22 protein-coding genes are annotated in these 25,248 nt (G+C 35.8%); 2 read left to right on the top strand and 20 right to left on the bottom strand.

Annotated elements, in window-relative coordinates; all coding sequences use genetic code 11:
* Positions 1-152: 152 nt before the first annotated feature.
* The 7 genes from IGJ90_RS05360 to IGJ90_RS05330 all read right to left on the bottom strand — a co-directional run bounded on the left by IGJ90_RS05360 (position 153) and on the right by IGJ90_RS05330 (position 7,591).
* Positions 153-1,481: an amidohydrolase gene (locus IGJ90_RS05360; RefSeq protein WP_002394366.1), complete on the bottom strand. Its 1,329-nt coding sequence runs from the start codon at positions 1,479-1,481 to the stop codon at positions 153-155.
* Positions 1,465-3,249, bottom strand: coding sequence for an adenine deaminase (locus IGJ90_RS05355; protein WP_002394365.1), 1,785 nt, complete (start codon positions 3,247-3,249; stop codon positions 1,465-1,467). The genes IGJ90_RS05360 and IGJ90_RS05355 overlap by 17 nt, the downstream gene beginning before the upstream one ends.
* Positions 3,225-4,289, bottom strand: a complete 1,065-nt coding sequence (locus IGJ90_RS05350; protein ID WP_002366514.1) for an ABC transporter substrate-binding protein — start codon at positions 4,287-4,289, stop codon at positions 3,225-3,227. The genes IGJ90_RS05355 and IGJ90_RS05350 overlap by 25 nt, the downstream gene beginning before the upstream one ends.
* A gap of 26 nt (positions 4,290-4,315) precedes the next feature.
* Positions 4,316-5,356, bottom strand: a complete 1,041-nt coding sequence (locus IGJ90_RS05345) for an ABC transporter ATP-binding protein (protein ID WP_002366513.1) — start codon at positions 5,354-5,356, stop codon at positions 4,316-4,318.
* 38 nt (positions 5,357-5,394) lie between these two features.
* Complete coding sequence (locus IGJ90_RS05340) at positions 5,395-6,174, bottom strand: ABC transporter permease (RefSeq protein WP_002366511.1); 780 nt, start codon at positions 6,172-6,174, stop codon at positions 5,395-5,397.
* Entirely contained in the window at positions 6,167-7,003 is an 837-nt protein-coding gene (locus IGJ90_RS05335) for an ABC transporter permease (RefSeq protein ID WP_002382189.1), read from the bottom strand. Before IGJ90_RS05335 ends, IGJ90_RS05340 begins: the two co-directional genes overlap by 8 nt.
* A 207-nt stretch (positions 7,004-7,210) precedes the next feature.
* Entirely contained in the window at positions 7,211-7,591 is a 381-nt protein-coding gene (locus IGJ90_RS05330; protein ID WP_161975016.1) for a hypothetical protein, read from the bottom strand.
* A gap of 230 nt (positions 7,592-7,821) precedes the next feature.
* On the opposite strand from IGJ90_RS05330, the gene IGJ90_RS05325 reads away from it, so the two are divergent.
* Positions 7,822-8,583, top strand: a complete 762-nt coding sequence (locus IGJ90_RS05325) for a WxL domain-containing protein (protein WP_025188861.1) — start codon at positions 7,822-7,824, stop codon at positions 8,581-8,583.
* A gap of 114 nt (positions 8,584-8,697) precedes the next feature.
* Here IGJ90_RS05325 and IGJ90_RS05320 read toward each other — a convergent pair whose 3' ends face one another.
* The 3 genes from IGJ90_RS05320 to alsS all read right to left on the bottom strand — a co-directional run bounded on the left by IGJ90_RS05320 (position 8,698) and on the right by alsS (position 12,298).
* A complete protein-coding gene (locus IGJ90_RS05320) occupies positions 8,698-9,780 on the bottom strand; it encodes a PA2928 family protein (protein WP_409533522.1) in 1,083 nt (360 codons plus the stop codon).
* Between the two features lie 149 nt (positions 9,781-9,929).
* Entirely contained in the window at positions 9,930-10,634 is a 705-nt protein-coding gene (budA, locus tag IGJ90_RS05315) for an acetolactate decarboxylase (protein ID WP_002366507.1), read from the bottom strand.
* Between the two features lie 11 nt (positions 10,635-10,645).
* A complete protein-coding gene (gene alsS / locus IGJ90_RS05310; protein ID WP_002357923.1) occupies positions 10,646-12,298 on the bottom strand; it encodes an acetolactate synthase AlsS in 1,653 nt (550 codons plus the stop codon).
* 277 nt (positions 12,299-12,575) lie between these two features.
* Between alsS and IGJ90_RS05305 the strand changes: the two genes are divergently transcribed.
* Positions 12,576-13,484 carry an LCP family glycopolymer transferase gene (locus IGJ90_RS05305; RefSeq protein ID WP_002396082.1) on the top strand — a complete coding sequence of 303 codons (909 nt, stop codon included), beginning with the start codon at positions 12,576-12,578 and terminating at the stop codon, positions 13,482-13,484.
* A gap of 72 nt (positions 13,485-13,556) precedes the next feature.
* On the opposite strand, the gene IGJ90_RS05300 is transcribed toward IGJ90_RS05305, so the two are convergent.
* From IGJ90_RS05300 to IGJ90_RS05255, 10 genes are all read right to left on the bottom strand, one after another.
* Positions 13,557-14,258: a hypothetical protein gene (locus IGJ90_RS05300; RefSeq protein ID WP_002366504.1), complete on the bottom strand. Its 702-nt coding sequence runs from the start codon at positions 14,256-14,258 to the stop codon at positions 13,557-13,559.
* Positions 14,259-14,261: 3 nt separating this feature from the next.
* Entirely contained in the window at positions 14,262-15,095 is an 834-nt protein-coding gene (locus IGJ90_RS05295) for an ABC transporter ATP-binding protein (protein ID WP_016630258.1), read from the bottom strand.
* A gap of 350 nt (positions 15,096-15,445) precedes the next feature.
* Positions 15,446-16,909 (bottom strand): helix-turn-helix domain-containing protein, encoded by a 1,464-nt coding sequence (locus tag IGJ90_RS05290; protein WP_002396084.1) that lies wholly within the window; start codon positions 16,907-16,909, stop codon positions 15,446-15,448.
* Between the two features lie 187 nt (positions 16,910-17,096).
* Positions 17,097-19,208, bottom strand: a complete 2,112-nt coding sequence (locus IGJ90_RS05285; RefSeq protein WP_025186589.1) for a MucBP domain-containing protein — start codon at positions 19,206-19,208, stop codon at positions 17,097-17,099.
* The gene (locus IGJ90_RS05280; RefSeq protein WP_002366500.1) at positions 19,201-19,545 is read right to left on the bottom strand and encodes an LPXTG cell wall anchor domain-containing protein; all 345 of its coding nucleotides are present in this window, start codon (positions 19,543-19,545) and stop codon (positions 19,201-19,203) included. Before IGJ90_RS05280 ends, IGJ90_RS05285 begins: the two co-directional genes overlap by 8 nt.
* Positions 19,546-19,561: 16 nt before the next feature.
* Entirely contained in the window at positions 19,562-20,590 is a 1,029-nt protein-coding gene (locus IGJ90_RS05275; protein WP_025186588.1) for a DUF916 and DUF3324 domain-containing protein, read from the bottom strand.
* Entirely contained in the window at positions 20,577-21,242 is a 666-nt protein-coding gene (locus IGJ90_RS05270) for a WxL domain-containing protein (protein ID WP_002366498.1), read from the bottom strand. The genes IGJ90_RS05275 and IGJ90_RS05270 overlap by 14 nt, the downstream gene beginning before the upstream one ends.
* Before the next feature lie 185 nt (positions 21,243-21,427).
* Positions 21,428-22,771, bottom strand: a complete 1,344-nt coding sequence (locus IGJ90_RS05265) for an NADH peroxidase (protein WP_438767704.1) — start codon at positions 22,769-22,771, stop codon at positions 21,428-21,430.
* Between the two features lie 186 nt (positions 22,772-22,957).
* Positions 22,958-23,650, bottom strand: coding sequence for a response regulator (locus tag IGJ90_RS05260; RefSeq protein WP_002366497.1), 693 nt, complete (start codon positions 23,648-23,650; stop codon positions 22,958-22,960).
* Positions 23,631-25,181, bottom strand: a complete 1,551-nt coding sequence (locus IGJ90_RS05255; RefSeq protein WP_438767701.1) for a Spo0B domain-containing protein — start codon at positions 25,179-25,181, stop codon at positions 23,631-23,633. The genes IGJ90_RS05260 and IGJ90_RS05255 overlap by 20 nt, the downstream gene beginning before the upstream one ends.
* Between the last annotated feature and the right edge of the window lie 67 nt (positions 25,182-25,248).

Genomic DNA, 25,248 nt, shown 5'->3' with positions numbered 1-25,248 from the left:
AAAAATATATATAGAAAAAGAAAAATGTTTATAACAAAAAAGAACACAGACAACTCTTTCATTAAAAGTTTGTCTGCGCTCTATTAGAACCTGAATCACTAAACGTCAATTCAGCGTTATTTAATCAATCCGATACGTCCTACTTGTTCTGTTTAGAGAGCAGCTCTTTTTTTAGCTTCTTTCACAAACGTATTCATGGCCTGATATAATTTTTCCTTGATTTCTTTGAGATTAGCTTGTTGTAATTCTTTATTGGCAACTAACTGTTGACCGTTCACCCAAACAGCTTCAACATTGCTAGCATTTGCTGAATAAACTAACGCTGAATAGGCATCAAAAATCGGAAACATATTAACTGATTGCGTTTCAATTAATGTTATATCCGCTTTTTTGCCCACTTCCAATGAGCCGACTTGCTCCGCCAAGCCTAACGTTTTAGCGCCCCCCATCGTTGCCAGATAAACAATTTCTTTCGCAGGAAACAAAGAGCGATCTTGGTGTGCTGTCTTATGAAAATTCGCAACCATACGCATTTGGGTGAATAAATCTAATGTATTCCCACTACTAGGTCCATCCGTGCCTAAACCGACAATAATCCCTTGATCAAGCATTTGCTTAATCGGCGCTACGCCTTTGGCTGATTTAGTATTCGCACCGATACAATGAGCGACACGCGCTTTTCCATTAGTCGCAGCTAAACTCGCAAGATCTTCATCTGTTGCCAAAATACAATGCGCTAAAATAAACGGCTCGCTCAAATAACCCAGTTCTTCTAAGAAAGCAATTGGTGTTTTTTGATAGGCTTTTTCAAACTCAGCCATTTCATAAGTCATTTCAGCAACGTGCATGGTCACAGGAACTTGGTATTGCCGACTAAGTTCAATAATTTTTGCCAACACTTCTGGTGAATTGGTATTCGGTGCATGTGGCGCAAGTATAGGCGTAATCAACGGATGGCCTTGCCACTTGCGAATAAAGGTTTCCGCGTAAAAAAGACCGCCTGAAGGCTCCGGACTATCACAAGTGGGCATATCAATGATCGTCTCTCCGAGCAAAGCACGAACACTCATTTTTTCACAACTTTTAGCAATTTCATCTTCAAAATAATACATATCACAAAAGCTCGTAATACCACTCAGTAACATTTCGGCAATTGCATAATCACTACTGCATCCTACTAATTCTTTTGTCATGAATTGTTCTAATGGAAAAAGAAAACGCCGGAGTCGATCTGGCACATCGTCTCCTAACGAACGAAACGGAATCATGCCTACATGGGTATGGGTGTTAATCATCCCAGGCATTAAAATTCCATTTTGACCATCGATTACTTGATTTGCAGCCATTCGCTTTTCATCAAGTGTGGTCATTGGTGCTAATTCCACAATTGTGTCTTCTTCAATCACTAAATAGCCGGCTTTGATTTCTGAAAATTGCTCATCCATTGTTAGTATATGCACATTTTTAATGAGTGTTTTCATGCAAAAGAACTCCATCCTCTGGAAAAACTAATGGATAGAAACGTTGTGACTTCGTATCCATCATCCCAAAATCTGTCACTTTAATGGCTGGCGAGACAGGTAATGATAGTGTAGAAAAGGACATGATTTCATTCATATTTTGATAACCTAACGCTTGCATAGCTTGTCGGACTTTTTGTAAAGAAGCGCCTAATTGTTCAATCGGTGCTTGCGATAAAATCCCACCAATTGGTAAAGGACAAGTTGCCATCACTTGCTGATCCGAAGCAACCAAATAGCCGCCTTGCATCGCTAATAATTCATTCTGCGCTAACAGAATATCCTCAATCGTATTACCCATCACCATTAAATTATGATGATCATGGGCCCAGGTTGTCGCAATGGCTCCTTTCTCGGAAAGAGGTTGATCCATTAAAGAAAAAGAAATATTACCATTTTTTCCGTAACGTTCCATCACAATTAATAAGGCGCAGTTGGCTTTTTGCCATTGCAACAATCCATTTTCAACAGGAATTTCTTTTGTAATTCGTTCTGTAAATGTGCCAATTTCTTGTTTTTGAATCACATTACAACGAACTGTTTCTTTTGTTGTAGCCACCTTTAAAAGTAAATCTTCTTCTGTTAACTTTTTACATTGGATGGTTTGTTGGTAAGCGGCTGGAAACTCTTCGATTTTTTCTGGATAATGGAAGGGCTCGCCTTTTTCAAAAACGACCTTTCCAGATTTATAAACCGTATTAATATCAAAACTTTCTAAGTCATTTAATAACAAAAAGTCAGCTTTTTTACCAGGTGCAATTTCGCCGCGATCATGGAGACCCATTCGTTTGGCCGGCGTATAAGTTGCCATATAAATGGCTTTTTCGATAGGTAATCCTGCATGAACGGCTTTTTTGACATTTTCATTTAGATGACCTTTTAACAAATCATCGGCCATCACGTCATCCGTGATAATACTTGCATAATTGTAGAAGTCATTGTCTACTATCACCTGAATATTTTCAGGAGTGATTGATTTATTTTGAAATTGAATAAAGACGCCCGCTTCAATTTTTTCTTTTAACGTTTTAGGAAATTGATGGGTATGATCTGAAGTGATACCACTATATAGAAAATCTGCTAACTCTTGATCTTCGATTTTAGGACAGTGGCCTTCTAAAGGCATGGTTGGTCGTTGTTTTTGGCACAAATCGATAATTTGACGAATTAAAGAATCTGGCTCATAGGAAATCCCTTTAAAATTCATGGCTTCCCCTAAACAAATCACTTTTGGCTCTTTGAGTAATTCTGCTACTTCTGCTAAGCCGATAATCCCACCAGTTGTTTCTAATTCGGGAGTGGTCGAAGGAACCGAGGAAGGAATTGCGTGAAAGATATCTAGTTCTGTTTCAGCGGCCATAAAAGCTTTTAAGCCTTCTAAGCCAAATACGTTAGCCATTTCATGGGCATCGGCAATCACCGTTGTCACACCGTAACGCACTACTGCTTTGGAAAAAATAGTAGGTGTCGTCATGGAACTTTCAATATGCATGTGTGCATCAATTAAGCCGGGAATCATCCATTGATTCTCGGCATTAATTGTTTTTTTGGGCTGTAAATTGACGTTCTCTTCTTCATAAATGTAATAAAATTTATCATTTTTAATCGCAACATTTTGTTGAACGAATGTTTGAGTGACTGTTTGATACAGCCACACATTTTTTAGTAATACATCGACGTTCATTTTGTCCCTCTTTTCTAAAACTATTGATTCATCGTCCGGTTCCATTGATCAATCCAATCCGCTAGTTGACTATTAATAAAATTAAAATCGACTGTTTTGGCACGTTCGGCAATGGCACCATATGTTTTATTTTTCGCTTCTTTTTCGCTTAGCGTTACTTGTTGATTTGTAGGTCCTTCATTTAACGAAATCGCTTTGGCCTTTTGTGATTCTTCACTAATCCGTGCGTTAACAAATTTAAAGGCGGTTTTTTTATTTTGTGCTTTTTTAGGAATATTGACTGTATTATAGTTGGCATACGTGCCGCTTTCTGGAACGACATACGTCACGTTTTCTGCTGCGCCTTGAATAATATCAACTGCAAAATCAGCAACCACAGCTGCTTCAATTTCACCAGATTGGAACATATTAGCTAAGTCTGACGATTTTGAATACGTTTTAACAACGTTTGGTTTTAATTCTTTCATCGCTTCAAAAGCGGCCTTCCCGTTATCTTTTGTAATATCTTGACCAGCATGTTCACTGGCAACGTATAACATTAAAGGACCTGCCGTCGTGGCAACGTCTGGAACAGAAATTTTACCTTTCAAATCAGCTGACCATAAGTCATCCCAGTTCTTAATTTCTTTGCCTAATTTTTCTTTGTTGTAAACAATCCCGATACTGTTTACAGCGATTGGTACGCCAGCACCACTTTCAAAAACCTCTTTTGCTCCCGGCGTTAACTGACTTAAATTAGGTACTTCTTTTTCTGTAATTTTTTCAAATAACCCTTCTTTTCCACCTTGTGCTGCATTTGCTTGTGCTAATTCAATGACATCAATTCCCGCATTGGGATTATTTTTTAATTTCGTAAAGCGGTCTGCACTATTGCCTACTTCTAAGGTAACTTTCGCTTCATTCTCTTTTTCAAATGGAGCGATGATGTCTTTTTTGACAATATCTTCACTTAATCCGAAAGTTGAAACGACTAAAGCATTACTTCCACCTTTGCTCTCGCTTTTCGTAGTTGCTTCGCTGTTTCCACAAGCAGTCATTAATAACGTTGCAGCGACTAATGTCCCTAAAATTACGCGTTTTTTCATTTTTAAATCTTCCTCCAAAATGGTTTTTATTTTTCTAAAATAACTAATTTCTCAGCTGGAAAAGCCAAGTGAATGGTTTCGTTTGTTTCATATAACTGTTCACTTGTTCCATTAACCAGCAATGTACCTAACGCTGTTTCCACTTCATATTGATAGCTTTTCCCTAAAAATGTTCGGACAGCGACAGTACCTGCGACAGTATTAGTAGCAGCTTCTGAAACAATCTCAATGTCCTCTGGACGAATCGTTGCCACCGTCGTTGTAACATTTGGTTCAGGATTAGTCGTTTTCACTATTTGATTTGTTTGTGTCCGATAATGACCAGCTTCCATTTTTTCGACAGAGAAAAAGTTTTCAAAACCGATAAATTCAGCGACAAACTTAGTACGAGGCAAACGATAAATCGTTTCTGGTGAATCATATTGTTCAATCACGCCATTATTCATAATGGCCACTTTATCTGAAATAGAAAAACATTCTTCTTGGTCATGTGTGACGAAAACAGTCGTAATGCCTAATTGTTGTTGAATCCGTTTGATTTCAATCCGCATTGCCACTCGCAATTTTGCATCTAAATTACTCAACGGTTCATCTAGTAGTAATAGTTTAGGTTCAATAATCAGAGCACGTGCTAGCGCAACCCGCTGTCTTTGACCACCAGATAATTGTTTTGGATAACGGTCGCCCAAGCTTTCTAAACCACATACTTTTAGCATTTCCGCGACTTTTTGGTCCATGGTTTGTTTGCTTTCTTTGCGTAATTTCAACCCAAAAGCGACATTTTCTGCAATCGTTAAATGGGGAAATAACGCATAGCTTTGAAAAACCATCCCGAAGTTTCTTTTATGGACAGGAACCTTTGTTAGTTCTTCTTGGTCAACGAAAAACTGTCCGTCGTTTGGCTTAATTAATCCAGCAATCACTCTTAGCGTAGTCGTTTTACCACAACCACTCGGTCCTAATAAAGAAACTAATTCTCCTTTTTCCATTGAAATATTTAAATCTTTTAAAATATCTTGTTTTCCGTCATAGCTGACGCGAATATCTTTTAAATCTACAAAAGTCAAAATTTTCTCCTCTTTCTATCTCGTGCTTCTTCCATGTTTTAGGCAATGGAAGCTAGTCCCAACGTTTTTTCAATTAAAAACATTAAGCCCATTGTTAGTAGCATCAACAATACAGAAATTGCTGAAACAGTTGGATCATAATTGTATTCCATATAACTTAATAAAGAAGTAGGCAGCATCGTCACACCGGGACCTGATAAAAACATCGATACAGGAACATTGTTAAACGAATTGACAAATGCTAACATAAAGGCTGCAAAAATTCCTGAAGACACATTGGGTAAAACAATTTGAATAAAAGCTCGCAATCTTGTACAACCTAATGTCCAAGCTACTTCTTCCATTGAATAATCTAGTTGTTCCATACTTGACCCAACCACTCGAATAATATAAGGCAAACTAATTAAAAAATGCCCCATTAATAATCCTTGAAAGACAGGCAAACCTAATTTAATAACAATATATTGAAATAACGTATACCCGACCACAATTCCTGGAATCACAGTTGGGGATAAGAAAAAGCTTTTAATAAAGTTGCGCCCGCGAACGGAATAACGTGCCAGCGCATAGGAAGCCGGAATCCCTACTATTAATGCTAAAACAGTCGCTAATACCCCAATCAACAAGCTTAACTTAAAACTGTCCATAAACGTTTCCGATTGTATGGCTTTGGCGTACCAATCTAAAGTAAATCCTTTAATCGGAAATTGAATCGCTGCGGCTGTTCCAAAAGAAGTCACCACAATCAAACATAATGGTAAAAATAAAAACAGAAAAACTAGAATTGCAATAACAGATAGTCCTTTTTGCTTACGCATGATTTGCTTCTCTCCGATCTACTTTCTTAGCGACCATGTCTAGGCCTTTCATCACAATTAATGTTGTTAAAATCATAATAAATGCAAGAACACTCGCCGATTGCCAATCACCTAAAGTATTAGCCTTTTGATATAAGAAGGTCGACATCATCATTTTTTGGTTACCACCTAACAGCTGTGGCGTCGTATAAGCCGTTAAAGTTCCTGTAAACACTAATATACTTCCTACAATGGTGCCTGGAATTGATAAAGGTAAAACAATTTTCCGAAAAGCCGTCATTGGATTGGCGCCTAGCGTCTCAGCCGCTTCTAGCATTTCTCCTTCAATGTTTTCCATAACCCCAACTAAGGTCATAATCATTGTTGGTAAAAATAAATACACTGAACCGATAATAATTGCAAATTCTGTATACAATAAATTCAGCGGTTGCTCAATTAAGCCTGTTTTTAATAACAACGTATTCACTACACCGTTTTTTCCTAAAATGTTAATCCAAGCAAAACTTCGAATAACTGAGTTGGTTAATAGTGGAAACAAGGTCATAGCCATTAAAAAGCCACGCCATTTTTTGGAAACCCCAGCAATAAAGTATGCCGTTGGAATGCCCAACACGATTGAAATACCCGTCACAATTAACGAAACTCTTATCGTTCGCCAGAAAATTGAAACATTATAGTCATCTTTAAAAAAAGTAACATACTGATTTAGTGTCAAGCCATGATCAGTAAAAATGGTTGGCAAAATGCTAGTAATTAATGGAATCATTAAGAAAAATAATAATAGTACTAGCCCCGGTGCCACAATTAAATAAGGAACTTTCTTGTTCATTCGTACACTCCTCGTTCGTTTTTTCACTTCATCAGTATACGCAAGGAAAACGTATATTTCAACACATTTTAATCTTTTTGTTCGTTTTTAAACCCGAACGTTCGTATATTTTTTCGAAAAAGGTTATTAAAAAATAAAACACGAACATTAAACAAAAAAACACAAACAAGACTGTTTGTGTTTTTTGTCAACTTTTTTATTTATCACTTAATTTTCTTGGAACGTTTGATCCTTTTCCATCATTTTCACTATAATACCATCTTGATACACCTGATAATATCCGAACAATTCATTCTCTTTTGAGACACTATTCTTTTCAAATCTAATTTGAACAACATAACTTCCTTTATTTGACTGCTTAAACGTATAATGAAACGCCGAGTCATTCGTTGGTATCCCTAAACCATTTTGTAAAAATTCAATCGCTTCCTGTTTAGTATAAGATTCTGCTTCTAATTGCGTTCCTAAATGCGGATTTTTTTGATCGACAAATTGTCTTACTTTGTCATTATTAGCAGACTTTTCTATAACGACTTCCTGTTGTGAATCCCTACTTCCTGAACAGCCAGATAATACAAATAAAATCATCAACAACCCCAAACACTTACTCAAAGTTTTCTCCTCCTCTCCCTTTTCATTAGTGATACCTGATGATTTCTTTTATATTTTAGCATGCTTGATATAACGAATGGTGCTCAAAAAAGACAGAATCAACAAGTAAAAATTGTCGACTCACCTTTCTCAACTAATATTAAAAACTATTTGTCTCAATATTTTCGAATTCCCTGTAAATTACTGATAAATAAAAACAGCTCTTTTTGCGTATACTTATATTATCAGCACCTAAAGGAGGAACTTTCTTGAATAAAAAAAATCTACTCACTTATCAATCAATGGCAGCCTTGTTTCTAATATTCAGTCTCTTTACTTTTGACCCATCGGTTTCTTTTGCCACCCGTTCTGGAAAAACGCCGGTTTCAGTTGAACTAGAACTTGGAGGGCTGCCTGGCGATGAATCGGTTGACGATGCCATTGATCCTGACTTAGAAAATCCTAACACTAGTTTTGACTTGCTCTTTATTCCGAAAGAATTTACTTTTGAAACCCAAGCGATTTCTGGTGATTTAACGTCAGTTCCTATACGACCTTCTGAAGGCAATACTCATACAATGAGACACTTCGGGATGGGGGATGTTCGCGGAGCCTTAACTGGTTGGCATGTCACTGCTGAAATCCCACACATGCGAAACGAAGCTCATTCTTTACTAGGCATCATTACGTTTCAATTAACAGGCGGCTATGCCCGCTATGACAAAACGTTAAGGCGTTTCTTTATGACAAATACAATGTATGGACTGGATTTTTCAGAAGATCCTGCTGCACCCGACTTCCCGACCAACCCAATTATTATCGGTAACGGTGCGACTTTAATGAGTAACGCTGGTGATAGAAAAGGACAAGGAATGTGGAGCGGCCGCATGACCGATATTTCTCTTGCAATCCAAACCCCTGTTTCACAATTATTTCCTGGCGCATATACAGGTTCGATTATCTGGAATTTAATCTCTGGACCTGCATAAAATAAAAAAAACGCTTAGAAAACTAGCGGAATCACTACTCTTCTAAGCGTTTTTTTATATCATAAGGACTATTTGCTCCTTCTATTTGTCTAAGCATGCTTTACCACTTTTCGTTTAACGAATCACTTGGCCCCAACGGTAATCAAACTGATACTCTTGATTACCATTATTCAGGTTAATTTTGTATAAATAACGCGGGACTTTAATGAATAACGCATCCTCTACTTGAAAAGCTTCAATAGGTACATTTTCTTTAGTTAAAAGCAACGGTGTTTGCCACTCGTATGTTTTTTTCTGCCAATTGTATAAGCCAACTATCGCTTGATTACTTTGTCTTTTCTTGTATGACAGAACATAATAATTTGCTTCATCTTTCTTGCCTAATAAAACTGGTGCTATTAGTTGCTCTTCTAGTTTTCCTTGCACTGTTGTACGCTCTTCCGATGACAGCTTTTGACCAATTTGACTCTCATTTGAATCTACCGTCCATTTAGGCGCTTCTTGTGTTTGAAAGACTTCTTTGAAAGTTGGATCTTGTTTTAACTGCCAATTTTTCAAATCTAATTGATAATATCGATTGTTTAATCCATAAATATAGAGATAGCGATTATCCATAAAACGATAATCAACGAAATCAGAGCTTAAATAGTCTTTTAATTCAGGGAATTTCTTCACTAAATCCCCTTCAGAAAACTGTTTTTTCCCTGTTTTTGTATCTAGTAAGTAAATGGCCTCGTTATCAGCATTATTCAAAACCACATATTGATCTGTTTGACCAATTAAATAATCACGCCAACCTAAACGTTTACTCCACATTCGTTCGCCCGTCTGACTATTAACAGAAATCACTTGGAACAATGAGTTACTGGTGCTAATGCCATTCGTTCGTCCATTTGGGATAATCATTCGCTCAATTGAAGTTAAGCCTTTCGTTTTTTCAGAATAAAACGTCGCACTTTTCTCTTCAATCGTTACTGAACGAAACATTCCGAAAAAGATTAAACCAGCAAAATGTACCACTGCAAGATAAACCAACAAAATTAACGCATAGGGAACCAGTCTCCTTGTACTCCGCCTTCTTATTAAGGAAATAACCAAAATACCACTAATTACTATAAAAATAATTGCTACAATGATGACAAAAATATCATGATAAAGCCAACCAGACAATTGCCAGCTTCTATAAAGTGTGTCCATTACGCCATCCTTTCCAATTGTTATTTGCTTATTATAAAAAGGATACTATTTTTTTTTGAAAAATAACAACAAAAAGCGACGAGCAGCAATAAGCCCATTCAAGTTGACTAACTAGGTAAACTTGAATGGGCGTGGAGAAATGTGCCTTGTTATTCCGCTTCTTCAATTGCGGACAAAGCTTTTGCAATATCAATTTCTTTATTCCGATAGTCAGCATCATGAACTGGAAAATGCTGTCGCAATTCTGCTGCTTCCATCCACGAAACAGTCCCTTGTTTAATGCCAAAATCAAGAATGTGCCCACCAAATTGGTGATCCTCACTGATAAAGTGCAAATGAAATCCTGCAGCAGAAGCACCATGAAATAATTTAGGTGTAAAGAACCCTACAACTGTTCCCTGAATATTCTCCGCTGTAAATTCAGGTTGATTGCGTGCTGCTTCTACAAATGGTGGATATGGTTTTTCTTGTTTAGGTGCCACGCGGACATGCATCTTCGCAAAAAGACCGCTAATTTTAATTGCCGCAAAAAAATTAGGACTAATTTTTTCTAAAATTTGTGCTTTAATATTTTCATCGGTTTCCGTTGATACAGGGAATGCGCCATCTTCTTGAAAACGAGTAACTGCGGCATATGGCGTTAATTCTTCGCCTTCTAAAATAGTAATTTCGCCAGTTTGATTCGCATGATACAATATACCGTCCAATAAAATAATTTCGCCATTTGAGCCTTCTAATGTCCCAATTCCAAAATCACCTTGCGTGAGTAACGTACCAATTTCTGCCGTTCCTGCCATCAAACTTTCCATTAAACCGCCTAGCGTACCATGTTGATAAACATATTGTTCGCTCATTTTTCCATCTCCTAATAAAGTTGATCTGGTAACAATGTTTTACCTAATTCTTGATTATCTGAATAATCCACAGGAACATCAATAATCACTGGGCCTTCTGTTTGCATTCCTTCTTCTAAAGCTGCGGCAAATTCTGCTTGTGAATGTACTCGAACCCCTTTGGCTCCAAAAGCTTCAGCATATTTCACAAAATCAACTGGACCAAAATCTACGCCAGAGGATCGATTATATTTCATTTCTTCTTGGAATTTAACCATATCATAACTACCATCATTCCAAATAATATGCACGATATTTTGCTTTAAACGAACCGCTGTTTCTAATTCTTGCGCCGAAAATAGGAAACCGCCGTCCCCAGAAACAGAGATAATTTGTGTATTCGGACGAACCAGCGCAGCCGAGATTGCCCAAGGCAAAGCGACACCTAATGTTTGCATACCGTTACTAAATAATAAATGACGCGGTTCATAACTTCTAAAGTGGCGAGCCATCCAAATGTAGTGACTCCCTACGTCAACAGTAACTGTCATTTCATTCGTGGTTTTTTCTTGAAGCGTTTGAACAATTTCTAATGGATGTAATCGATTTTCAATTGTACTTGTTTTTACTTCTTTAATCGTTAATTTTTCTTGAAGCGTTTCTAAATAATCTTGCGCATCTTCTGTTAATATTGGTTCACTAAATGCTTCTGATAATTTCAAAATATTTTTAGACATATCACCAATTAGCTCTTCTTCCGGTTGCATATATTGGTCAATTTCCATTTGAACTTCATCAATAACAATAACGCGCGCATCTTTTTCTGCATTCCAATTACGTGCCTCATATTCAATTGGGTCATAACCAATCGCAATCACTAAATCACTTCTTTTTAACAAACGATCCCCAGGTTGGTTTCGAAATAAACCAACACGCCCAAAGAAATGTTCTTCTAATTCTTTTGAAATAATGCCTGCTCCTTGGAACGTTTCCACGACTGGCAAACCAGTTATAGCAACCAATTCACGAATGGCTGCGGTAACTTTTCGTGCAGAGGCCCGCATTCCTAAAAGTAAAACAGGTAATTTCGCTTGCTTGATTCGTTCAGCTAAAGCTGCGATTGTTTCTGCTGATGCATGGCCCAGTTTCGGAGCCGACAAAGGCTTAATTGCTTCGCCTGTCACCGGACTATCTGTGACATCTTGTGGGATCGATAAGAACGTTGCACCTTTTTTCGCTGTTTTGGCGATACGGTAAGCATTGGCAATATTTTCAGATAATGTTTCTGGATCTTGAATTTCTGTACTGAATTTTGTTATTGGACTAAATAATGCAGCATTATTCATGCTTTGGTGAGTTAATTTTGACAAATCGGACCGTTTCACCTGTCCAGCCAATGCTAAAACAGGGTCCCCTTCTGCAGTCGCAGTTACTAACCCAGTTGCTAAATTGCTGGCACCAGGTCCACTAGTTGCAATAACTAAGCCAGGCTCTCCCGTCAAACGACCAATCCCTTGTGCCATAAAGGCAGCGTTTTGTTCATGTCGAGCTAAAATTAATTCTGGGCCTTTATCAACTAATGCATCAAAAACCCCATCAATTTTTGCACCGGGAATCCCAAAAATATAGGGCACTTCGTGATTGATTAAACTTTCTACTATGATATCTGATCCTTTTTTACTCACTGTTATACCTCCAATTAAAATCTGTACTAATTACAAATACAAAAATACCACTAAAATTCTAATTAATCAACAATGAAACACATTGAAAACGTGTAATATACTAATTCGCATATTTTAATAGAATTGAGATATTTCAAAAGATTAAGCAAAAATAATGCAAAATACCTTAAAGTTTTATAGTCTTTCAACAATTATTATATACTTCTTCACTAAAAATTAGTAAGATTAACCTATAAGAAAAAAATCACAACCTGTGATAAATTATTGGAGGAAAAATATGTCAAAAGGGAAGAAAATTTTTGCCATTATCTTTGGAATTATCTTGGTTCTATTTCTTGCAGTTGTTGGAATGGGAGCAAAACTTTATTGGGATGTTTCTAAATCAATGGATAAAACCTATGAAACAGTAGAACGATCTAAAAAAAGTCAGGTCAATTTAAACAATAAGGAGCCTTTTTCTGTTTTATTATTAGGGATCGATACAGGCGATGATGGGCGTGTCGAGCAAGGTCGTTCGGATACAACAATTGTTGCAACAGTTAACCCTCGTGACAAACAAACAACCTTAGTCAGTCTTGCTCGCGATACCTATGTTGATATTCCAGGTCAAGGAAAACAAGATAAATTGAATCACGCCTATGCTTTTGGTGGGGCATCTTTAGCAATGGACACAGTTGAAAACTATTTAAATATACCTATTAATCATTATGTTTCAATTAATATGGCTGGTTTAAAAGAATTAGTCAACGCGGTTGGCGGAATCGAAGTGAACAATAATCTGACTTTTTCACAAGACGGATATGATTTTACGATTGGTAAAATTTCATTGGATGGTGAACAAGCACTCTCCTATTCAAGAATGCGTTACGAAGATCCTAATGGTGACTACGGCCGCCAAGAACGGCAAAGAAAAGTGATTGAAGGCATCGTCCAAAAAGTCTTAAGTCTTAATAGCGTGAGCAACTATCAAGAAATTTTAACAGCTGTTTCTGATAATATGAAGACAGATTTAAGTTTTGATGACATGAAAAAAATTGCCTTAGATTATCGCAGTGCCTTTGGTAAAGTGAAACAAGACCAACTTCAAGGTACTGGTTTTATGCAAGATGGTGTTTCCTATCAACGTGTGGATGAACAAGAATTAACTCGTGTCCAACAAGAGTTGAAAAATCAATTGAATAACTAAGTAAAAGCATGTACCAGACAATAAAATACGTCTGATACATGCTTTTAAAATCTTAAATCGAACTATCCTTACTCAAAAATCAATTCGTAGTATTTTCCAATGATTTATTCCGTATAACACTAGTATGCTTACTAAACAATAAAATAATTCATCCATCGTTCCTGAACCCATCCCTAAAAATGTTAAAATGTAAAAAGGAGACTGCAAAAGAACGACCCATCCGATAGTTGATGCTCCAATATTTATTAAAATAGGAACAATCATCACAAAAACTAAATTAAAGATCGTTAAAGTCACTCCCTGTATATGAAAGAATAAATACATTGTTATACCTAAAACTAAGTAGAATAACGGCAACAATATATAAGAAGCTAATAGGACAGTCAACACTTTCCATGAAACAGCTACTGAAAGAACCATGCTTAAAAGAGCACAAACACCGATTAATAAAAATCCTGCTAACAAGCCCAAACATAGTCCACAAATCAACAGCGAGAACAAATAAAGATGGCGACCTTGCCTCGTTTTAAAATAATAATCACTAATTCGTGAACCTTGATCGTCAACAACAAAGGACACTACTAAAATCGGTAATAGCAAGCTGTTAATAAAATTCATCGCACTGATATAATCATTTACATCAAACATATCGCCAAAAAAATAATTTAAAAATGGTGGAACTAACCCTAAAATGGCAAACATAATGAGGTAGTTTCCAGAAAACCAAAAAATTCTGCGCCAAATATCTTGTTTTAACACAGCTGTTACTTTCATCTCTTACTCCCCTTCTACTAATGAAAAATAAACATCTTCTAAATTTAGTGCATGTTTTTTCATTTCTAATGGAATGATGTCGTTTAAAACCAACTCTTTCAAGAACAACGGATAATCTGCTTCCGAAATTAACCAAAGAGGATGTCTTTGTTCTACGCCATCAAAAAGAGCACTAATTTCACTCACTTTGTCTTCGTTTTTTTCATCAAAGGTAAATTGATAGACTGATACTTCTTTTCCTAAAGTGACTGTTTGAATAATTGCTCCATTTTTAATAAAATACGCTCGATCGCACAACTTATCTAGATCCCCTAAAATATGACTGGAAATGACAATCCCTATATGTAACTCTTTTGCTAAGTGCTTTAGTGTCTGAATGGTCGCTTGTACGCCATCTGGATCTAAACCGTTCATTGGTTCATCTAAAATAAGCAGCTCATTTTTGTTAATTAAAGCTAACGCCATTCCTAAGCGCTGCTTCATACCTAAAGAAAAATCTTTGACTTTCTTTTTCCCGTAATTTTTCATATCAAATAGTGATTCTACGTAATCAACTGAATAACTCTCTTTTGAAAGAGCACGAAAATAATTAAGATTTTCTCTTGCTGTTCTATTTGGAAAATATTTAGGTCCATCAATTAAAACACCAATCCGTTCTTGTCCAACGACTTTACCTTGAAAATTAATTATTAACCCACTCATGATTTTCATTGTAGTCGTTTTACCTGCACCATTTGGACCAATTAAACCTACAATTTCACCTGGTTCTACAGTAATTGAAATATTTGTTAGAATTTCTTTTTTATCAATGGTTTTTGAAATATTTTCTAATTGCATTAGCAACACTCCTTAACTACAATTTTTTTCAGCCTTTAGTTCGTAATAGCAAAACAAGCCAATCCCTATTAATTTAACACTAATTACTACCATACCAAATGCAACCATTACTACCCGCTCCTTTCTATACTTTCAATTACTAGCATAGCAAGAAAAATAATCATTTTTTAGTGTAAAAAAATCCGCTATTTGGAAAAAAATAAAAGAAACAGCGCCGGCAATTATCCTTCAGCGCTGTTTCTAAACTGACTAAAATTGTCTGTTAGCCAATGTTGCTTTTGTAAGTAAACAAAATTAATAGTAGTCGATATGTTATTAATTTAAAATGTAAAGCTCGCAAAAAAGTAGCTTTATTTATCATTGCAATGGGTTATTTTATAAAGAATTTTCTCTAAATTCCGCCAGTTGCGTTCTGTTGGTATATTTTTCATCAGTAATAAAGTCGTTCCTTTTGTATCAAAATAATAGTTAGAAATCACTAAATCGACTTCAGATGCATCTACTTCATAATCATAAAAAGCCAAGGGATAAGCTTTACCAAAATAATTTTTTATTTTATTCATCAACCATAATCGATGAGTATGATGTAAATCGTCTGCAATTAAAATCTTAATGGGCGTCAATTTCTTTAACAACAAATCATAATAATCTAAAACATAGTAATAGTTTAAGAAAAGTTGTTCCCAATTTTTTAAAATTTCTTTGACCTCTTTTGTTGCCTGCTCTTGCAAATCTCGATGAAAGTTCTCCATCAGTTGGGCTATTTCCGTATTTTGTCTTTTAATTTCATTAATATAAGACTGATTGAAAAATAAATCAGTATTACCGAAAAAGAATTGACTTCGCTCGTGGAATGCCACAAAGTTAAAAATTAATTCAGAATCTGACAAATCCAATTGAAATTGATAGTCTTTTTGCGTGAGGTTATTTAATAGCAATACAGCTTGGTAAGACGTAGTATGATGCAATTTATGTGCTAATGCATGACTAACTTCATAGCGAGGATTACCATCAATCACTCCAAACGAGTAGATAATTCGATATATAAAATAGATCTCTTCTTCAGGCAGCGATAAGTTACACTTCTTCAGCCACATTTTTACTAAAGGAAAAGCTTTATCAGAATCAGCTACCTGTTTAATTTCATCTAAAAGTTCCACTCTTTTTTGTGGTGCACGTTCTAATACAATTGCTAGCCAATAAGAAAAAATTCGTTTCGGCAAACGTAACAATTTAATATCGTATACCTCTTCAAATTGTTCAATATATTGTTCAATCAACTTTTCAGAAATCGTAAATGGCCAGTCACCTGTACGTGAAGATTGCCAATAAAAATAATAATAAAAAGAACGACTCATGCTTTCTTGATTCTCTAGTTCTAAAGAGAACGTATGAAAGGTCATTTGATATCTTTTAAAATATTTTACTAATAATTTGGCATACCGAAAAACAGTCGAAACACTTGTAAATTGCGCATCTGCATAGTCTTCTAAATTTCTGTCTGGGTATTTGTACATATAATCAATCAAATTGAAATTATAAGATTGACGATAGTAATGCAAGTAAACATTATAGATAGGAAAATTAGCATCTTTATACATATAAAATCGTTGATTATTTTCATTTTTCAGTACAATTTTCCCATTAAATTGTTTAAAAATGTCTGATAATTCTTCTACATACAATAGAATAGATTTTGAAGAAACATTCAGTAAGTCTTTTAAATCTGCAATGGTTCGCCACTTGTTTTTTTCTAAGAGATAGTTAAATAGACGAATTTTCTTTTGAGAAGATTTCGTTAAAAATGTATGCACTTTATCAACCTCCTGTATTTCTAAATTTTTATAAATAACTTAGTCATATTAATTATACGACTTTCTTTTTGCAAGAGGTAAATTTTTGCCCCCAAAAAAACAGGTGCTAAAGGAGTTCCTTAGCACCTGTGCTTGATTTCAATTGATTCAATTATTAAGTCATGTTTAACGGAAATTTTATCTAGCTTTAAATAGGGGCATCTTCTAAGTTCCAAACTAATTGACCTTGATAGCTACCCGCGACATCGCTTGGAACTAAAGTTAATTCAAGTGTATTTGCTAAATTCAACATTTGACTTCCACTGCCACTAGCAATAGTTTGTTCGACGTCATTAATCGGTGTCCGTTTGCCCTCTTTAATAAAGCTTAAACCTTTTGACAATGTTTGATTATTTTGATTTTTCATCATTTGTTGCATTTTAACTTTGACTTTCCATTGACTTTTATCTAACTGGCTTTCATCAGTGATAGCCAGTTCTGCTTCTTGTGGCAACTTGACATAGCTATCTTTTACAGGGATTTCTTGTTGTCCAAAAGAAAGAACGTCAGGTAATTTTAATTGCGGCCCCTTTTCCAGACTGACTATCTTTTTTTCATTATTTGAAACTTGTCCAGTTTCATTCATTGCGTAAAATTCAACTTCTTGGTCAAGCCAATTATCTGGTATCTTCATTTTCACTTGATCGTCAACAGTCTCTGGTGCTGTTGGATACTCTTTTACTAATTGTTCCTCTCCACCGAAACGTGCCATTACGCGAATCGTTTTTCCTGCTTCGTGTTTTAAAGAATACGCCACCTCAGCTTCTTTAGTAAAGCGAGAAACCGGTATTGCCTCTCCTGAATTTTTCAATTGAAATTCCAAATTTTTACGATACCGATGAACGATTGTTTGTTCTTCTTGTTTAAACGTTCCTTGATCTTGTTCCACTGGATTTTTAACTGGATAATATCCAGGGATTTCAGGATACTCAGATGATACATCAAATGCTTGTGTTAAAATACCTGGCTGACTCATTGGCTCTTTCAATGGTTGATTATTTTCGTCGACAAAAAGAAGATTCACTTTGCTGTTATAATTCACTTTTAACATGCCTTCGGTCGCTTGATTAAACACTTTATCTCTATTGGTGGCCTTTGTTTGGATTGTATAAGGTAATGTCAGATTTCCTTCTGTATCAATGAAACGATTATCGACTGCTGGGGCATCTTCACGCCATTTCACGACGACTGTATAAAGTAAAGTCGTGGCATTTAACCGGCTATCTTGTGGTTGTAAGGCAGTCAACACTAATTCTTCGCCTTGCATCTCTTGTGAGAACAAAGCCGTTACATCTTCACCATTAAAGTTTTGAATGTTGATATTACCTGGCTCGTATTGCTGTGATTGCAAGAGATTTGTTAAGCTAAAACGTACTTCTAAATTACTTAATTTACGATCCTCTGCAACATTCGGCATGATTTGTTGGGCCTTTAATTCACTAACAGGTTGCGGTTTCTCTAACATTAAAGAATTTGCCAGAGCCCCGCCAAACTCAGGTTTTGCCACAAAGTCTGTACGATAAGGAATTTCTAATGGCTGATTATTATTCCAATTTCGATAAATAAACGTTAATTTTTCTTTTGGTCGAGTTAAAATTTGTAGCTGTTGCTTTTGACTGTTGATGGCATCGGTTTCTGTTTCATTATGATAAGTTACCCAATAACCACTACTTTCATCATTCCATGTTCTAGAAAAGTTATTCGTCGGTTTGCTCGCATATAGTAATTCCAAAGGGAAATATATACCAAAATAGTATTTTTTACTTAAATCATACGTATTAAAAGAGGTTTTTAATTGTATTGGTTGGTTTTCTTCGTCAAAAAATTCATACGTCACTTTTACATCTCCAAGGAGAGATAGTGTTAAGAAACGCTCTTTTTCAAAAAAGATTGTTCCCCCCGCACGACTTGGTAAATTTTTCAACATTGAAACTTTAACGCTGACTTTTTTGCCTTGATACCATCCCACATTACGAATCATGGCACTCCCTGCAGGAGAATTTTCATCAACTGTTAATTGACTACTGTTCACATTGCCTTCAAGTGGAATAACTTCTGTTTCTGCCCCAGATTGCATGACAAAAGTATGGGAAGCTGGCGTATAGACACCTGGCAAGGCCTTAAAGTAACCATAATCAGACAATTTTGTGTGATTTGAAATTTTCTTGACTAACTCAGTTGCTTCACCAATTTGCGGTCCTAAAGCAAACCCAATCAACATGATTATAAAAACGAATGAGGTTTTAGCAATCTTATTCATCTGCTTTCCATCCTTTCTTTCGTCTTCGAGCCACTACAAACAGGATGATGCTTATAAGAAGTAAACCGATAGTTAGTAATTCCAATTGCTGTTTTTCTCCCGTATTGGGTAAAAGTTGATTGATTAATCCTTTATCAGAGTTAATCGTTTCTCGATTGGGTTGTTTGGCTTCATTAACTGGGGTTATTTTTTCAAAAGGCACTACCTGATCCTTATAATTTTTCTGATAAAATGTTATGCCTACTTCTGAATCTACTTGCTGCGCATGTACACTATTAGCACTTGCTAAAAAAAAGAGTGCTAGCATGAACACAAGATACCCACTTCTTTTTTTCATTTTAAAGCCTCCCTATTTATGATTTATTTCGGCGTAGTTTTAAAATATAAATAAATAACGCCAAAATAATTAAGATACAGCTTCCTATCACAAGATACAGAAGAATATTCGAAGCAGGTCGGGTGACTTTGACTGCCTCCTCATTCAATTTTTCATCTTCACCTTTAATTTCAAACGCTTTTTTCAATGTCCACTTTTTACTGTTTTGATCTTCCAACTGAATCGTCAACTCATATAAACCTTTTTTTAAGGCTTCATCATTCCAACTAATTGGAAGTTCAAATTGACTACGTGGTGCCACAGAAATTTGTTTTGATAACTCACGAATTTTCTCACTTTTTCCTTTTTTAGTAACAAAGGCGTTCATTTTCAATTGGCTCATTAAAACTGGTTCTGTATTTTCAATTGTCGCGAACAGTGTTAAATAACCATTTTCTAAACCTGGTTTCACCTTTGTTAACTGAAATGCTGGTTCCATTTTTTTATTTTCAACAACAAGTTTTGCTCCGATTGTGTAAGCAAATTTATTCGTTAAACTAAATCCTTTTATTTCCTTCTCTTTTCCATCTGTTAATTCATAACAATAAAATCCACCTAAAATCGTTCCTTCAAAACCATTTTTAGGGACATTTAATTGAAATGAAACTTCTTTTGTTTCTTTTCCTTGTAATTCGACTGTTTGTGACGGCGAAATCAATTCTTCAAATGTAGGACTACCTAATAATTTTTTTCCATGTTGCGAATAGTCTAAAGCGCCATTTTTATTGGTCAGCCCATTATTTGCATCGACACGCACTTTAATCGGTTGATCATTTACATTTTTCAAGTGTAATTTAAACTCTTGTGTGCTTCCAGGGGAGACTTTCAAATCGTAATAACTGACGGAAGATTGCTGATTTTCTGGTAAAATAGCTTCTGCTTCAAAATTAATCTGATTTTCCTCAGCAGAAGCCGGTGCAGACCACAGAACCAACCAGCTAACTAAACTAAGAAAAAAGATGGGAATAAAAGTTCCCCATCTTTTTAAAGTCTTACGCTGGCGCATCAGATAAACCCCATGTAATCGTTGCTGTGTAGGCTTGTGCTTCAACACCTGCACGTGGTACAAAAAGTTTTACATTTTCATTTTTACCTTTTTCCCCTTGGAATAAGGCAGCCCAGGCGCCTGCACCTTTGCCTTTTTCAGCTGACATTACTGGTTGTAGTGAATCATTTAGTGTTAAACTATTTGATGCAATTGTTGGTGCTTCTGATTGGTTACTTTCTGTAGTTACTTGACCATTTGCCAAGGTTAATTGTGCACCTTTTAAGACGTTTTGATTTGTTACACCTTTAAATTCTGATATGGATGCGGATAAAGCCCAGCCTTCTGCACCTCCACGAGTATCATTAACTTGGACAAATGGTTTTTCATTTTGTGCAAAGTAAGTGGCATCCCCTTGTTGGATTTCTTGTTCACCAAAGCTAATACTTGAAGCGTACGGGATTGATAACGCGCCTTCTGCGCCCGTAGCTGGATCTTCATCTGTATCGCCTGTTGGATCAACGACAGGTTTGACATCTTTCCCAGAACCTGCTTTTAAAGTTACATCAGCTTGCGTGTCTTGTAAGTTTGCTTCATTTGCATAAACTGCTTGTCCTGCAATACTTAATGTTAATGCACTTAATGCAACACTTGCTAAAATTTGTTTTTTCATTCTAAAATTCCTCCTAAAATTTCTTGGTCACTTGCGACCTGCTTTTATTTTTACATCATTTTGAAATTTTAGTAAGAGTAAAAAAATTCTTTGTTTTAGAAAAAAAGTAAAAGTGCGTTGTTATTTTTTTGAAAATATACAAAAAGAACGATACTATTTTTCAGCATCGTTCTTGTCTGTTTTTATTAACGTTCTTGTTTCACCGCTTCTAAAGCCGCTGTATTAATAATATTCCAAGGTTTGTCAAACGCTGGTTGGAAGAAGAAATCCGCATAGGCTAAGTCTTCAATTGTCATTTTGGCTTGAATCGCTAATGAAATAGCATTAATGTTTGCAGTTAAATCTGCTTTCGACATTAATTGAGCGCCTAAAATTTGTGTTGTTTCAGGATCATACACTAATTTAAACCAAGCTTTTTGTTTGTCTGGATTAAAGTCCATCAAGTAGTCTTCTACTACTGTCACCGCTTTTGTTTCTTTTCCTAATTTTTGAGCCATGACTTCGTTAATCCCTGTTGAAGCAAATTTATAATCAAAGACGGCCAAGCCAGAAGATCCTTGAACACCAGGGAAAGGTTTAACTGGTTCCTCTAGGTTTTTCACAGCAAAGCGACCTTGTTTACGAGCATTCGTTGCTAAGGCAATATTTACTTCTGTGTCTGCAGGATTGTATTTAATTAACGTAGCATCCCCTACTGCAAATACATCTGGCTCACTTGTCCGCATGTATTCATCCGTCTTGATTAGGCCATTTGGATGTAATTCCAAGGTACCTTTTAACCAAGCAGTGTTTGGACGGACACCAACCGCTACAACGATCAAATCAGCATCGTACGCATTTTTATCTGTAACGACTTTTTGCACACGACCGTCGCCTTCGTAACGTTCAACTGTTTCACCAGTTGCAATGGTAATGTTATTGGCTTCCATCTCTTCTGTTAAAACATCTGTAAATTCTTTATCTAGATATACCCCTAATGGACGATCTAAAATGTCAATAACAGTAACCTTTTTGCCGGCTTTTGCAAATGCTTCGGCAGCTTCAATCCCAATATAACCACTACCAATCACAACCACATTATTGACTTCTGGATCTACTGTTTTTTGTTTTAATTTAATGGCCCATTGACGACCACGCATCAAGTAAATATTATCCAAATCTTTACCTGGAATATCTAATTCAAATGGGACAGCTCCGGGACTGATGATTAATTTATCATAATTTTCAACACGTTCTTCACCTGACACTAAATCTTTCACTGTCACTTGATGTTCTTTTGGTTGAATCGCTGTAATTTCAGTATTAGAAAAGACATTCACACCACGACTCTCCATTTTTTCGCCAGTCATATAGCGAACAGAATTAACATCTTTCACTTTTCCTTCTAGGTACAACTGCATGCCACAAGACAAGAATGAGATAAAATCACCTTTCTCATACCATTGAATTTCTGCATCAGGATGAAGATTTAGTAATTCCTCTACCGCTTCATAACCTCCATGTGATGATCCTAAAACAATAACTTTCATCGCTCGTTCCTCCCATATAATATTATTTCTTACATAATAAAGAATATCATATATTCTCAAAAAATAACAAACAATATCCTCTTTTCCATTCTCAATTAAGTGCTTTAAATGAGAATAAAAAGGAGTATCCTCTGTATTTCGCCACTTTTCAATTACTTTTTTTTATTTACTAAAAAATAAAAAATACTAAATTCTCCGATACGATTGATAGGGACGCCCCACTTTTAAATAGCTATTTTTACTTTCTAAAAGGTTATTTTTTTCTAGAAACAACACATATTTGCGAACAGAAACATGTGAAAGCTGACTCGCTTCTGATAATTCTTGAATCGTAAAATAGTCGGTAAATTCGTCTATTTTTTTTAACAATAGTTGTAATGTTGCTTGTGTTAGTCCTTTTTCTAAGGATAGGTTTTGAAGATCTTGTTCATTTTTACGTGCGTTTGTCTGTGAAGAATGAAACAATTGGTCCACTTTTGTTTGCGAAAGCTCCTTCGTTTCCAGCGTGAATTGAGCAGTTTTTTTCTGATAGTTTTCGATACTTTGTTGAAATCGCTCAAAAGAAAAGGGTTTAACTAAATAGTCTAAAACGCCTAAATGTAAGCTTCGTTTAACATTTTCCAACTCGTTGGCAGCCGTAATCAGGATGACTTCTGTATCAATTTTTTCATCTCTAATTGTTGCCAGATAGGTCAAGCCATTGCCATCTTTTAAATGAACATCTAATAAAACAAGTGCTGGTTGTTTTTCTTTCGTTAGTTGTAGACCTTCAGCAATTGTTGCCGCCGTAAAAATAGTCGGTTGGTGAATTAATTTTTCAAGATATTTTTGATGTATATATGCAACCATAGGATCGTCTTCAATAATCAATAGGTTCATTTTCCTCTGCTCCTTCGTAATGAACATTTATGCGAATGACAAGCCAATTGTTTTGTTGGTTTTCCCAAGCCAATGTCGCTTCCGCATTCTCTAATAATCTTACCAAATAAGAAGTGAAAAATTCTTGCTCAAAGCGTTCCAGTTGTTCTTTTGGATAAGCAAACGAATAAATCGTCGTCAAACTTCCTGGCTGATAATCAATGGTTTCAATGATCTCTTCTGGTAACGGTTGTTCCATCAGGAAACGATGAATATAACGGTAGATAGCAATCAAATTTTGCGTATCTTCATCTCGTTTATTTGGTGGAATTTCTGGATAAATTTCAATAGCTAATTGTGTTTTAATTTCTGCAAACTTGATTCTTTCCCCACTTAAAAAACCTGCTAAAATAGGATTCCTAACCAAAATAGCTAAGCGCTGTGCAAATTCCTTTTCTGGTTTCAATAAATCGGCTAGATAATGTTTTAGCGCCTCGTAATCTTCTAAATCGACTAAGCCATAAATGACATGCATCTTATTCATAAATTCGTGTGATTGACTTTGTAATGCCGAAGCATATGTCGTTGTGCTGACAAGCTGTTCTGCGACAATAAACGTTTCCGTCGCATTTTTCAGAAAGATAACATGCCCAATTGTTTTTTTACGGACATTAATCGGGGCGATTGAGACGAAATAATCCTGGCCATTTTGACGATAGAATTGCTCTGTTTTTGAATGTACGATTAATTTTTCAGGAGATAAAACCAATGCTGAAAGTTTCTTTCCTAGTAAATTTTCTTCACTATTTGTTATATTATGATACATTTTAGTTGCTTCAATATTTGCTAATAAAATATTTTGATCGGTATCAATCACAAGGATTGCGTCTTTCGTTTCCTCAAGCATGGCGTTTCGCTCTTCTAATAGACGAGCAATTTCTCTTGGCTCTAAATCGTGAAGTTGTTTTTTTAAATAATAAGAAACCACGATGGCTAATATAAAGCCAAAACCAACACTTAAAAGGACACTCACTGTGTAATCATTTTTTGTTCGTTCAATCAATTGTGAAAGCGAGGTCATTTTAATGCCCATTGCCACAACCCCAATTTGTTTTCCTTGATCATAGACTGGGACAAAACCTCGTAATGATTCTCCTAAACTCCCTTGACTAACAGACAAATGTTCCTCCCCTTTTAATGCTCGCACTTCATCGCCACCTTCAAAATGCTTACCTATTTTTTGGCGATCAGGATGTGTTAAACGAATCCCCTGCATATTCATAATCACGATAAAATCCAACTGATGGATTTCACCTAAACGAACCGTATACGCTTCCAATTCATCTGAATAGTGATCATTCTTTAAGGATTCAATAACATTCGGTTCAATAGCCAACTGTTCCCCGACGGCTAAAAGTGCTTGCTCTTGGTTTTTACGAACTTCTTTAATTGTTTGGACCGTCGTTACTCCGTAAAAGAAAGTAATCATAATAATTAATGTTGCAATAAAAATCACTGATAAGAAGCACCATAATTTCCCGCCACGCTTCATGCCATCCCTCTTTTCTCTTCAAATAAAGTATAGCATAGGAAGATTTGGTTAAAAAACTTTTCTTTAG

The sequence above is a fragment of the Enterococcus sp. AZ129 genome (assembly GCF_051714505.1).
In the GTDB taxonomy this organism is placed as follows: Bacteria; Bacillota; Bacilli; order Lactobacillales; family Enterococcaceae; genus Enterococcus; species Enterococcus faecalis.
Note: the sequence above shows the minus strand (reverse complement) of the source record. Positions and strands in the feature narration are given on the sequence as shown.